The following is a 12762-nucleotide window of genomic DNA, read 5'->3' as shown; positions in this document are numbered from 1 at the left end:
GGGTATCAGCTTTCAGTAGGGTGCGTGGGCGCAACGGCGTCAAGATCACTATAGGTTCTATGGCTTCGTCCGGTCGGGCGGCACAAGATTTCATAGTTGATGGTTCCCGTAGCGCAGGCCAGCTCCGTGGCGGTCATCGCTTGGGTTTCACGTGGGCCAAAAATAATTGCCTTATCACCAGGGGCAACGCCGCGGGAATTATCGCCAAGGAATACCACAATCTGGTCCATACAAACGCGCCCTACTTGTGGGTAGCGCGTGCCGGCGATCGTTACTTCTAAATGTCCTTGTACGTTGCGCGGTAATCCGTCCGCATAGCCCACCGGCACCACGCAGAGGTAGCCATCTGCGGGCGCATGCCATGTCATGTTGTAGCTGGTTCCTTGGCCTGCCGCGATGGGTTTGACCACTGTTACTGAACCAATCCATGTCATGGCTTCGCGCAGCCCATGGTCGAGCCCTGCTATCGGCTCGTGACCATAGAGGGCAAGCCCAGGCCGGACCATGTCAAAGTGCAAGTCGGGGCGGGTTAGTGTTGCTGGTGATGCCGCTAGATGATTAACAGAAAGGTCAAGTCCTACGCGTCTACCTGCAGCAATCGCCCTACGGAATACTTCTGCTTGGTGGTCGGTGTAGTCCGATTCCAAGTCGTCTGCGCATGCCAAGTGACTAAATACGCCCGTGACGTTGACTTGGGGGCAAGCATGAAGAAGCTCAAAGGCTTCTGTCCAGTTTGCTTCGTCAATTCCAGATCGGTGAAGTTCCGTGTCAATTTTCACGGTCACCCGCACTCGGGTACCTGCGGGACGACGCACAGCCTCTGCGATCAGTGCACGAACGTGATCCATGCTGACGGCGGCTAAGTCGATGTCACGGTCAATGGCGGCGGAAAAGTCCTGCTCGGGTGACCAGATCCAGCACAGGATGGGGAGAGTGATACCCGCGTCTCGTAGCTGATGTGCTTCCGCAAGCGTTGCCACACCAAATTGGTCGGCACCGTTACGCGCCATCACAGTAGCAACTTCTGGGGCACCGTGATTGTAGCCGTCAGCTTTTACTACACACATGAGCTGAGCGGGAGCAACCATGTCTTTTAAACGTCGCGTGTTCGCAGCAATGGCGTCGCACGAGATGCGAGTTTCGAGCAGGTTCATAACGTCCTATCATGCCACTGCTATCTTTTCATGCTGCAGCGGCTCCCCCTTTTCTTTCCGGTTTTCCTCACAACTGCACCGGCCACCTGGCAAGAATTCGCTAACTATCACAGCTCCAAGCCTTATTCTTCGGCCACTTAGCCCCGTGGTTTCCACTATCCTTGACTATCGTGGCTGAAAATCTGACTAAACATTTGTCCAATCTTTCCAAGCGCGGTCCGCACCGCGTGCTCGTCGGCGATCTTGACTACGTGGGTTTACCGGGAAAAATTTATACCCCTGCAGAGGGCAACGGTCTTCCGGCTGTCGTGTTCGCTCACGACTGGATGCAGGATATTTCTCGTTATCACGCAACGCTTCGCCACTTAGCATCGTGGGGAATCGTTGTGGCAGCACCGAACACGGAAAAGGGCATTTCGCCAAATCACCGTGGCTTTGCCGCTGATATCGAGACCTCATTGCAGGTGCTCACAGGGGTAAAACTTGGCGCTGGCAATATCTCTGTCGCTCCCGGTCGTTTAGGCATTGTGGGCCACGGCATGGGCGCTGGTGCTGCGGTGCTGGCTGCAGCGGATCGCCCCCAGATCGCGGCTGTTGCGGCTATTTATCCATCGCAAGTCTCGCCTTCTGCTGATGTTGCTGCCCGTAACGTAGAAGCTGCAGGCTTGGTGTTAGGAACGGAAGAAAACGCGATGTTTGATTTCGGTAACGCAGCAAAGTTGGCGCTCGAATGGAAGGGCCCTGTTGCATACCGTGAGATCGACCGTGCGTCACACCAAACACTCACAGAAAACACTTTGTTCAAGCGTGTCACCGGCTTGGGTGGCACAAATACTGCAGCCCGTGAGCGTATTCGCGGCGTAGTTACTGGTTTCCTTTTGCACCAGCTTGCCGACCAGAAGAAATACTCCGGTTTTTCCGAGGCCGACGCTACCGGTAAGAAGGTGCACTCTTATTGGGGCGAAGAGCTGCAAGAACGCGCAAGTTTGACTGGTGATTCCAAGCTCACGCTGTTCAAGAGCTAACCGCTACGTCGCTTTAGGTCAGACTTTCCGTAGGACTCCCCGTACTTTTCCACGCGTGCTCCGCGGGCGTATCGACGCCCCTATCTCTGCCGCAACGGATGCCCGTGCGGGGAGTTCGCGTTTCTTCTTTGCGGCTTCGTGTGCTTTCTTCTGCGCATCGGCAAGCTCTTGTTCAAACTCAGCCATCCGCTTTGCCGTTGTTTGTCTAAAAGACTCCACGAATTCCGCATAGGAGTTGATCTGTTGCTGCGCTTTGTCACTGGAATAGGCCATTACCATGACCCCGCTTTCTTCACGTTAATGTGCGATGACAGCGGTGCAGGAGCAGGTGGCTCAGGCGCTGGTGGCGGTGGAACCGGTGCAGCGGCTGGAACCATCCCTGGAATCTGTTTAGGTGGTGGCGGTGGCTCCGGAACATTGTCAATTACCGGTGGCGGCGCAGGAGCAGGTGGTGGAGGTACATCGGGGGTTGGCGGTGGTGGCACGCACTCGAATGCGCCCATAGATTCTGTTATGCAGTGAATAAGCGCCCCTATCCCAAGAACTGCGATACCTAGCCCTACTGCACCGATAACACCTGATGCTATACATGTCTGTTCACACGACTTTGTCTCTGGCTTACAATCGGCCACCACTACTTCTGATTCTTCCTTCTCAAGGCAGGTTTCAGTCACGCTCGTGGTGGTGGCCACACGTGTGTTTTTCTCATTAGCCTTCTCGCAGGTTTTCTCGACGGTTTCAGTCGTAGTCTGGGTAGCGGCTTCTGTTGTGGCCGCTGTGGTGGTGCTGTCTTTGCATAGACCACTGATAAGTGAACCTACTGCACCAAGGATGTCAGTTGCCCCACCGCCGCCGCTGCTACGGCCTCCGGCTGCAGGTGGCGCTGGTGGTGCTACTACGCCGGCAGGCTGGGTTGCGGGTGCTGGCACAGGTGCCCCGCCAGAAGCGCCACCGGTACAGGCTGGTGGCGGTGGTGGGTCTTGGACGCTGCATTTTTCCTCGGTGCGGTGAGTGAGCGTCGAAAAGCACTGTTCGATGGCCTTGTCTCGGTTTTCGCATGTTTGTTTAATCGTTTTACCTGCGGAATCAATGGCTCGTGCACCGGCGCTGACGCATTCGGCAAAGGCCTCTGGGTTTTCCTTTTTGTCAATACCCGCCAAGGTTGCTACTAGCTGCCCGATCATCGCGGTCAACTGACTAATCACCGTGGCGATGTTGGTAGTAGCTTCTTGGTCCACGCAATCGATCGCATCGGATGCTTGATGGGATTGCACCTGAATGTTATCGGCATCGTCGCTACCACCAAGCCAGCGCTCCGCCAGTGACAACAAACCACTAGCGATAAATGACGTGGCAATTTGGGCCAAAATCTTGATGAGCGAGCCCCAAAACTTGTCGGTCACAAACGCCGTACTGCTACCACCCACCATGGCCTGTGCGGTGTTGCGCAGGGCATCCGTACGCAGCCCCTTCGTTGTTCCTGCCGCCTTTGCTAAAGCTTCTTGGGTGATTGCGGGCCCAGAATACAATCCGGCTGAGGCAGCGTGAAGGTCCGATACTGCCCGCCCATATCCTGTAACATCGGGTGTCATTCCACAGCCCCTAGTCGCGCCGCAAACTCGGTATCAGTATTGGCGAGATCATGAACCCGCTGGCGAGCATCCTCTAGTCCCAGCTTGATCAGCTCTAGACGCTGAGCATTGCGCTGGTGGAGCAACTGAAACAGCGAATTGATCGACTCCCCGTAGGCAACAAACCCCTCCCCCGCTGATGTTGGCTCATAGTGCGGTGTTTCGCGGATATGCGCTTGGTATTGCTGCTCTGCTTCTTCAATCATCGACGCCAGCATGTCTAGCGCACGACCAGAATCAATGGTTATTCCGTGCATGAGAAAACCCCCTTGTTATACGGTCACATCACGTTGTGCCTTCACAATGTTTGGACGTAATCAAGGAGGCCTACGGTTCCCTACTCCCCTATTAGGGGGAGGTATTAAATCTTGGCCACCACCGAAGCCAGATCTGCGGCTATCCGACGAGCCGTCTCCTTACTTGGGGCCTCAACCATCACACGGAACAGTTCTTCTGTACCGGATGGGCGCAGCAGTACGCGACCGCCCTCGCCCAGCTCGTCACTAGCGCGTTCCATCGCCGCAACAACATCAGGGTGCGTTTGGATAATGGTCTTATCTGAAACTGGAACGTTGATCAGCACTTGTGGCAGCACAGTCATCGCAGAGGCCAATACCTTCAACGACAAACCAGTTTCTGCCATACGCGACATAAGAGACAGCCCTGTCAATGTGCCGTCACCGGTCGTACCGTGGTCTGGCAGCACAATGTGGCCAGATTGCTCGCCACCGAGGCTAAAGCCACCAGCGTTGAGTTCTTCAAGAACATAGCGGTCACCCACTTTTGTAGTGCGCAATTCAATGCCGGATTCTTTCATAGCCAACCGTAGACCAAGGTTGCTCATCACAGTAGCTACCAGCGTGGACTTGTGCAGCTCACCGTTTTCTTTCATAGCAAGGGCCAAGATCGCCATGATTTGGTCGCCATCAACCACGTTGCCTTCAGCATCTACCGCCAGGCAGCGATCCGCGTCGCCATCATGAGCAAGTCCCAGATCAGCACCATGCTCGAGCACGGCGGCTTGTACTTGGTCGATATGCGTTGAGCCGCAAGAATCGTTGATGTTGTACGCATTGGGGTGATTGTGGATTGGAATAACCTTGGCGCCCGCGGCAGCATAAGCTAGTGGGGCAACCTCACTAGCTGCACCATTAGCGCAGTCCACCACTACTGTAATGCCCTCGAGGCTGCGCGGTACCGCACCTTTGAGATGCTTGAGGTACGTTTCTTGGGCATCGACAGCCTCTTCAATCACACGACCAATACCGTGTCCGGTCGGACCGCCATCTGGGATGGTTTCCATAACCTTTTCGATCTCGTCCTCGACCGAATCGGGTAGCTTGTGCCCGCCTTTAGAAAAGAACTTGATTCCGTTATCTGGCATAGGGTTGTGGCTCGCAGAAATCACCACACCCATATCAGCACCGTAGAAGTCCGTCAGATAAGCCACTGCAGGCGTGGGCAGCACGCCAACACGCAAAACGTCCACGCCACGGCTGGCCATGCCTGCAGACAGTGCGGCGGCCAGCATTTCGCCGGATACGCGGGGGTCACGGCCCACTACTGCCACCGGACGACGACTCGTGCTCCTGTTGTCTTTGGTCAACACTTCCGCTGCTGACGCGCCTAATTTCAGAGCGAGCAACGCCGTCAATTTCCGGTTGGCCAAACCACGAACACCATCAGTACCAAAAAGTCGAGTCATGCCCTCCATTATGCATGTCCGAAGCTCTAAACCTTATACTCCCCGCGCAGGCATGCTTATCGACGCTTCCCAGCGCTGCCTTAGAACACCTCCTGCACGTTCTTACATGGCGAAAGCCGCCCCACCAGCATTGTGGTGAAGCGGCTTGCCTGTACATAAAGCGATAGATTAACGCTTGGAGTACTGAGGTGCACGACGTGCCTTGTGCAGACCTGCCTTCTTGCGCTCGACTGCACGAGCGTCTCGGGTCAGGAAGCCAGCCTTCTTCAGGGCTGCGCGATCTGCTGGGTTGTACACGTTGAGTGCACGAGCGATAGCGAGGCGGAATGCGCCGGCCTGGCCGGTTGGGCCACCACCGGTCAGCGTTGCCTGGATATCGAACTGACCATCGCGGTCGATCAGGGCGAGAGGAGCCTTGATGAGCTGCTGGTGCAGCTTGTTAGGGAAGTACTCCTCAAGGGTGCGGCCGTTGCAGGTGAACTGGCCGGAGCCTTCAACCATGCGAACACGCACGATAGCGCGCTTACGGCGACCAACGGTCTGGATTGGGCCTTCGTGCAGAACTGGAGCTGCGGTCTCAACCTCAGCCTCAGGTGCAACGACATCACCAATGGTGTTGGTGAACTCTTCGGTAGCTGCAGCTGCAGCAGCGATGTCAGCTGCGTCTGCTTCGAAGTTCTCGGTTACGTTCTGATCACTCACTGGGCCACCTGCTTGAACTCGTAGGTCTCTGGCTTCTGAGCAGCGTATGGGTGCTCAGAACCTGCGAACACGCGCAGCTTCTTCACAGAAGCGCGGGAAAGACGGTTGTGTGGCATCATGCCACGAATCGACTCCTCAACCACGCGCTCTGGGTGAACCTCTAGGGAACGACCCAAGGTCATGGTCTTCAGACCACCTGGGTAGCCAGAGTGACGGTAGCGCATCTCACGCTCGCGCTTGTTGGAGGAAACGTGAACCTTGTCAGCATTGATCACGATAACGTGATCGCCGCAGTCAACGTTCGGTGCAAACTGAGGCTTGCCCTTGCCGCGCAACAAGTCAGCTGCGTGGGTAGCAAGACGACCCAGAACCACGTCAGTGGCGTCGATGACGTACCACTTGCGGGTGATGTCACCGCTCTTTGGGTGGTAAGTAGACACTGATGACTCCTTTTAAGTCTGTCTAGAACTGCCAGCCAGGCGATACCCGAAGAAGAAGCATGAACGGCGGCCGGTGGTGACCCGATCATGTCTGACTGCTTTCCAAAGAAAGCCTTCAAGCACACAGACCGCCAACTTTACGGCACTACCCTGCGTTATCACAAGTAGTTATGCAAAAATCTTTTAAAAATTTCTCAAAAAATTGCCCGCACCGTTAAGCCCAATATAACGGTGCGGGCAATGAGCATCGGCACAATCAATTCATTGCGCGATTCCCCCACTGTGCGTAGTTACAACCTGTGCCCCGTCGATACGCAACTGCCCACCGCTTTTCTCGTGTCGGTGTGTCTGCCTTATATATTCTGTCGGTTCCGTGAATACTTCGACGAGGTTGCCTAGTTGTCTACGCACGCAATGTGTGAAGTTAGCTCCACGAAGCAGCGGCCATACGGTTCACCTCACTCATGCGATCATTGCCTTGACGAACAGTGTTGGAAATCGTAGACAAGATGGTGTTGAGTTCCGCAGCGGAGCTGTCCCACTGCTGTTGTGCCTCGTTATAGGCTTGTGCTGATTCGCCTTCCCATGCTGCAGCCATGGGCCGGATGTGCGCTTTGAGATCTTCTAGCAGGGAGTTGATACGACCGGACGTGGATTGGATGTCCGATGCGGCTGCTTCGATTTCACCAAAGCCATATTTAATCTTTTCCATTGATGTTCTCCTTGGAGTGGATGTATGAGTGTTCGATCGGCTATTTACAGCGCGAGCCCTTGGCCGCCTACTGCAGAGAATGCGGATTGGTTATCTGCTTCGACGTTTTCAAACGAGGTGGCGTTGCCACGAATGTTGTCCGAGATGGACTGCAGGGCATCTTGAAGCCCCTTGGCGGAGGCATCCCATCGCTGCATCAGGTTGTCAAAACTTACTTGTGCGGTGCCTTCCCAAGACGCGCGAACTCCATCCACGATGGAGCGCAGTCGAGATAGTTCCGCGCTTACTTCCTGGTTTGTGTCGTCAACGCGGTGAGCGGTATTGCGCATGACGTCTGCTTCGGTCTTAAAACCTTGAGACATGTGTCCCTCCCTAAATATGTGTCCGATCGTGATGCCGTATGCAGCTGTAGCGTCAGCGGCATCGTCGGATCCCCCAACGATTGAAGTGACAAAACCTTTTGGCCCTGTCACTAAGTTTTGACGTAATGACGACCCTCAGCGGTTCCGTGTTTTCCAAAACTTTTTCTCATCCCCGTGTTACTACCCCCATTTCTCCCCCTGATCACTGCTTGATATGCACTGTTTCAGCGGCTTTCCGACACGCTGCTTTATGCGCGACTTTTTGCGCAGTCTTGCTATGACACCCCACGGAAAACAGGTGCTTATTTTCTACCCACGCCCACCATGCGATGGTAGAACCATCGTCTGGGGTTTCCTGATACGCCAGCACCGGAACATTTTTAGCTAATCGGTCTTCACGTAGAGATAGCGCAGGATCAAGGTCAATAGTGTTGCTTATTTCTTGATGAATCAACGGTGGGTCTGCGGCATCGATAGGTTCAGCTGAAAGCAAGATTCTAAGCTCGGGGTCTGGCCCTGTAGCTACCACGGTACTGGGATCGTTTGGTTTTAACGCCAGTACGTATCCCCGTGGCAATGTCACACGGATTCGTTCGTGTTCAGCGATCATGTCACCTGCAAGATGGATAGGCGCAGAGGCAGTCGCCGATGCTGCTGCCTTTTCAGACGCCTTCGATTCTCCTACCGCAACCTTGGTATCATCGCTGTTCAAAGCCGCATCTGTTGACCACCATGCCACTGCCCCCACTATGCAGATCACCAACGCCATCGCAATATAGAGCGGCTCAATGCGCCTCGATATTTTTTGGTGTCGTCCCCGGCGCGTTTGTTCTTGCGCGTTTAATGCTCGGCGTAAGGCACTAATGGGTTTGGTGATGTCCTCGGTGTGGTCAGCGATGTTGTTTTCTTTTTTGTGTTGTTCTTTCCTGCGACGAATGCGAACGCCGTGATCACTAAGTGGTTGTTCCAGAAGTTCGATGATGCTTGGTTGTGCGTCAATTTCAATGACGCACTTGGGCCACGATGTGTTCAGTAGTTCTCGTATCTGGTCGACAACTGCATCTGTTGCCCAGCCTTCAGTAATACCGTGTCCTGGGAGGTCATAGCGATAAACTGTTGTGGGACCTTCGTAGATTGTGGCGGTATCTAAAACTGTCAGCGTGAGGTCTGTTGGTGTTCGTTGGTACGGCACGTTATTTCCCCCTTTTTTCTCCCCTGTTGTTCTCTAGTTTGATGAGGGCAGCTGCTTTTATGCTTTAGCTGGCTATTTCTGGGATGTTTTGTGCAATATGGCATTGTCCTTGGTTGCTGCCACGGATCACTGCGATGGCGCGTCCTGGTATGAGGCGTTGTGGCCGGATTCCGAATAGTGGCCCATCGTCGCGTTCGCCGTCCATGACGAGCACCATGGGTGATTGGTCTTTAATTGCCGAGTAAAGCGACTGGTAGAGTGCCCGCTGGCTGCCACCAATTTTTCGAGCGGCAACGATGTGTAGACCTATGTCTCTTGAGTGCGGGATGAGTTCGACTAATCGGTGCCATAGTGGCTCTGGGACTAAGTCTGCATCGTCGATGACAAGAAAGATGTCTGGGCCGGTCCACCATGAGCGTTGTTTGAGTTGTCTGGGTGTGATTTCAGGTCCTGGGAGTCGACTTTCAAGAGTGATCACGGTGCTTGCCAAGGTTTGTTCGGTCGCGGTGGTGCTCGCGGAGTATGCGGCAAGCATGGTGGGGTCGATGGTTCCTAGGTGTGCTCGTCTATGGTCAATGACCACGCATCGAGCTGTTTCGGGGCCGCGTTCGCAGATACCGGCCAAAATAGTTGCCACGGTTGTGCTTTTGCCGCAGCCTTGTGATCCGAAAATAAGCAGGTGGTTACTGGTTTTTGTATCCCATGTAAAGGTTGTTAAATCGCGCCCGTGAATTCCTAGCCGTATTCCGGTTGTGTGTTCTTTTTCGCTTAACGACGCTAATTCGTGTAATTCCACAGCGGTCGGCAGGAGTTTAAGCTGCGGTACCTGCGGTTGGTTGCTGCATAGTTGCGCCACATGTGCGATGTCTTGGTTGCTGCTGCGTGCCAGCATCATGTGTTCTTTGGTTGGTGTCAATCCAACACCTGGGCGTGTGGGTAGTTTGCTTTGGGCTTTTCTATCGATGAGGGAATCGAGGGCCTCGCCGAGTTTAAGTTCAAGGCGTTGGGTGATGAGGTCCCTGATCGCTGGTCGCAGGGTAGTCCACCGTGGAGTAGTGATGATCAGATGGATGTTGGCTGCTAGTCCATCTGCAGCAATACGATTAAACGATTCCACTAGGTGTTCGTGTTCTTGTGCAACAATGTGCCAGCCATCGATGATGAAAAACGTGTGGCGTTGCTCGGGGTGATCGATGAGGTGCAGGATGTCGTCCACCATGCGCCCAAGTTTTTCGGATTCGTGGCGCGAAGCAATTCCTGCTACGTGTGGCAATGTTTGAAGCTGTGCTAGGCCTTGACCTGAGAGATCAGCTATATAGAACCTCACGGCACCGGTGTGGTTTCCCGCAGCGAGTGCAGTAACGATCGTGCGCAATGCTGCTGTTTTTCCTGTTTGAGGTCCACCGCATATGGCTGCATGCCCATTATGTCCTTCAAAGCTCATCGCTAATGGGTCTTGGCGTTGCCGGTATGGGCGATCAATTAAGCCGACATGTGCAGTTAACTGTCCCGGCGTTGCCGCTGGTACTTCAGATATTTCGAGTGTGTTGGGAAGCGGTGGAAGCCAGATTTTATGGGCATTGAGTCCAAGTTCTGTTGCTCGCTGTTGGGCGGCGGTGACCACTGCGTCGACAAGCGTGGGTAACGGCATCGAGGGTGCTTCGTTGGTGATAGATTCTGTGTCGCTGTGTTCGTCTTCCCACCCGTTCCAGGGTCGCACTGTCGTGCTCCCAGTGGCGCTGATGCCGCGGGCTTGTTTCATGGGTCCAGAAACATATGACGCGCGAAACTTCACAATCGTATCGGCTCCAGTTTTAATAAATCCGGTACCTGGCTGATTAGGGATTTCGTAGGCATCGGGAATTCCTAACACCTGCCGAGATTCTGCCGCGGAAAATGTTTTCAAACCGATCCGGTAACTTAAGTGCGAATCGAGGCCACGCAATCGGCCTTCTTCTAGTCGCTGGCTAGCAAGCAACAAGTGAATATGCAGTGATCGCCCTAGGCGGCCCACGGCAACAAAAAGATCCGCAAAATCTGGATGCTGACCTAGCAACTCGGAAAACTCGTCAAGGACGATAAATAGCGCAGGAATCGGATCGTGCGCTATCTGCCCCTGCGAACTAGCCTGGTTAAACTCCCCCACATTGATAAAATTACCGGCCTGTCGCAGCAACTCTTGGCGCCTATTCATCTCTCCTGAAATCGCATCATGCATGCGTTCCACCAACACTGCCTCGTCTTCGAGGTTAGTAATCACCGCCGATGTATGAGGAAGTGCATCAAGACCCAAAAACGTGGCCCCACCTTTGAAATCCACTAACACGAAATTCACACTTTGGGGGCTATGCGTTGCTGCCATCGCGACCACAAGTGTCCTAAGTAGCTCAGATTTTCCGCTACCTGTCGCCCCTACACATAGCCCATGTGGCCCCACACCACCGTGGGCGGATTCCTTGATGTCAAGCATCATCGCGGTACCGGCATCGGTTAGCCCTAACGGAACTGTTAGTCGTTGCGCGCCGCGTTCCTCCCAACGCACAGAAACAGTATCTGGGGTAGGAATTCCCAGTCCTAACAAGAATCTCAAGTCTGAGATGGTAGCCACTTGGTGCTGCGGCCGAATTTTCCCAGTAAGACTTCGGGCAAAATGCTCCGCAGCCACTTGACTCAACGTATCTGACTTGCCGAGTATTTCCCGCCCCGACTCCGTTACTGCTACAAGATTGGTACCTGCATCTAGTTGAAAACCAGACTCCCGCATGATGCTCATAAAGTCGCTGCGCTGAGGCGCATGCGAATCAGGTTCGCCCAGAATAATCACTGTGGTAGCGCTGGACTGGAGAATCTGCGTGATCAACGCATCGTGTTGCTCAGGATGCGCCACGGTGAAATCTACTATGAGCACTTCGAATCGCGCCGACTGTGGGTCTTTGGTGTGTGGTAGCCACTTCCACCATCTAGGCTGATCCGCACCAGTAGTGGCAACTGTAATCCCCACGCATTCAGGGCCGTGGTGAAAGCATAACTGGGCGATAATTGCTCGCACTAAGTCGTGTGCGCGATCCCCTGTCACTATCACAAAGGGAAACGCTTGCAACTGCACACTAATTGGCACCTCGTGCACAGTTCGCACCGCACGAATCGTGGATCTCAAACTCACGGCACATACCGGATCAAGGTCCTCAGGTGCTCCAGGATTTTTCATCTCGATAGGTGTGCACAACAAGGTGGGGCCCACGCCAATACGTACTTCTAATGCGTCGGAGTCTTGTGATTGGCGTTCCCATAACCGGAGGGTTTCTACCCATTGCACGAGATAATGCGGTGGCGGGTTGCGGTAGCACTGATGTTGTCGCTGCTGCTCCCCATAGTGCAACGCGGTATCACGTAAGGCGATCAAATGTCGCAGGTAGACTCGACGCATTTCGTTGACGTCTTCACCATGTGTTGGCGACATCATCATCAAAAGCGACATTCCCATCATCAGCGGGAAAATCAACATCATGGGGTTAAGGGATCCACCAGAGATCACCATGAGCCCAACCATGGCGATGACCACGGTAATCATGATGACTGGCATCAGTATTCGCAGCAACGACACCGGCTCCGGTTTGATCGCATCGGGAACTTTTTCTGGTGTCAGTGACCCCTGTGGTAGCGGTGGCGCCGGCTCGCGTTCCGCCAAGCTAATTGGTGGTATTTCCTGCCATGACGATGTCGCTGTTGTGCTCAACGTATTCCCCCTTGTGCCCCGTGTTCGTCTCCCCCAATTCCCCCTTGAGGCTAGACATGTTCTGAATCATAGGCCATGATGGGTCTAGATCGGTAGGGGGTAC

At 54.2% G+C, this 12762-nt stretch carries 13 protein-coding genes; 2 read left to right on the top strand and 11 right to left on the bottom strand.

The window, feature by feature from the left end; all coding sequences use genetic code 11:
- Positions 1-5: 5 nt before the first annotated feature.
- Positions 6-1154: an alanine racemase gene (gene alr, locus AT687_RS02440; protein ID WP_014318705.1), complete on the bottom strand. Its 1149-nt coding sequence runs from the start codon at positions 1152-1154 to the stop codon at positions 6-8.
- Between the two features lie 170 nt (positions 1155-1324).
- Between alr and AT687_RS02435 the strand changes: the two genes are divergently transcribed.
- Positions 1325-2179 (top strand): dienelactone hydrolase family protein, encoded by an 855-nt coding sequence (locus AT687_RS02435; protein WP_004566880.1) that lies wholly within the window; start codon positions 1325-1327, stop codon positions 2177-2179.
- Positions 2180-2197: 18 nt separating this feature from the next.
- On the opposite strand, the gene AT687_RS02430 is transcribed toward AT687_RS02435, so the two are convergent.
- From AT687_RS02430 to rplM, 6 genes are all read right to left on the bottom strand, one after another.
- Positions 2198-2452 (bottom strand): hypothetical protein, encoded by a 255-nt coding sequence (locus AT687_RS02430; RefSeq protein ID WP_014302964.1) that lies wholly within the window; start codon positions 2450-2452, stop codon positions 2198-2200.
- Positions 2452-3771 (bottom strand): hypothetical protein, encoded by a 1320-nt coding sequence (locus tag AT687_RS02425; protein ID WP_014318704.1) that lies wholly within the window; start codon positions 3769-3771, stop codon positions 2452-2454. Before AT687_RS02425 ends, AT687_RS02430 begins: the two co-directional genes overlap by 1 nt.
- Entirely contained in the window at positions 3768-4067 is a 300-nt protein-coding gene (locus tag AT687_RS12580; RefSeq protein ID WP_014302962.1) for a hypothetical protein, read from the bottom strand. The genes AT687_RS02425 and AT687_RS12580 overlap by 4 nt, the downstream gene beginning before the upstream one ends.
- A 104-nt stretch (positions 4068-4171) precedes the next feature.
- On the bottom strand, positions 4172-5515 hold the full coding sequence (gene glmM, locus AT687_RS02415) for a phosphoglucosamine mutase (protein ID WP_021334883.1): 1344 nt from the start codon (positions 5513-5515) through the stop codon (positions 4172-4174).
- 168 nt (positions 5516-5683) lie between these two features.
- A complete protein-coding gene (rpsI, locus tag AT687_RS02410) occupies positions 5684-6217 on the bottom strand; it encodes a 30S ribosomal protein S9 (RefSeq protein ID WP_010934383.1) in 534 nt (177 codons plus the stop codon).
- Positions 6214-6657, bottom strand: a complete 444-nt coding sequence (rplM, locus tag AT687_RS02405; RefSeq protein WP_014318702.1) for a 50S ribosomal protein L13 — start codon at positions 6655-6657, stop codon at positions 6214-6216. Before rplM ends, rpsI begins: the two co-directional genes overlap by 4 nt.
- Positions 6658-6897: 240 nt before the next feature.
- On the opposite strand from rplM, the gene AT687_RS12575 reads away from it, so the two are divergent.
- A complete protein-coding gene (locus AT687_RS12575; protein WP_162139729.1) occupies positions 6898-7056 on the top strand; it encodes a hypothetical protein in 159 nt (52 codons plus the stop codon).
- Between the two features lie 25 nt (positions 7057-7081).
- On the opposite strand, the gene AT687_RS02400 is transcribed toward AT687_RS12575, so the two are convergent.
- From AT687_RS02400 to AT687_RS02385, 4 genes are all read right to left on the bottom strand, one after another.
- On the bottom strand, positions 7082-7369 hold the full coding sequence (locus AT687_RS02400) for a WXG100 family type VII secretion target (RefSeq protein ID WP_004566873.1): 288 nt from the start codon (positions 7367-7369) through the stop codon (positions 7082-7084).
- 44 nt (positions 7370-7413) lie between these two features.
- Positions 7414-7731: a WXG100 family type VII secretion target gene (locus AT687_RS02395; RefSeq protein ID WP_010934381.1), complete on the bottom strand. Its 318-nt coding sequence runs from the start codon at positions 7729-7731 to the stop codon at positions 7414-7416.
- Positions 7732-7933: 202 nt separating this feature from the next.
- Positions 7934-8923: a type VII secretion-associated protein gene (locus AT687_RS02390; protein WP_014318699.1), complete on the bottom strand. Its 990-nt coding sequence runs from the start codon at positions 8921-8923 to the stop codon at positions 7934-7936.
- Between the two features lie 64 nt (positions 8924-8987).
- Positions 8988-12473, bottom strand: coding sequence for a type VII secretion protein EccC (locus AT687_RS02385; RefSeq protein WP_041740610.1), 3486 nt, complete (start codon positions 12471-12473; stop codon positions 8988-8990).
- Positions 12474-12762 lie beyond the last annotated feature (289 nt).

Source organism: Corynebacterium diphtheriae (assembly GCF_001457455.1).
GTDB classification, from domain to species: Bacteria; Actinomycetota; Actinomycetes; order Mycobacteriales; family Mycobacteriaceae; genus Corynebacterium; species Corynebacterium diphtheriae.
This window is presented reverse-complemented; position numbering and strand designations above follow the sequence as displayed.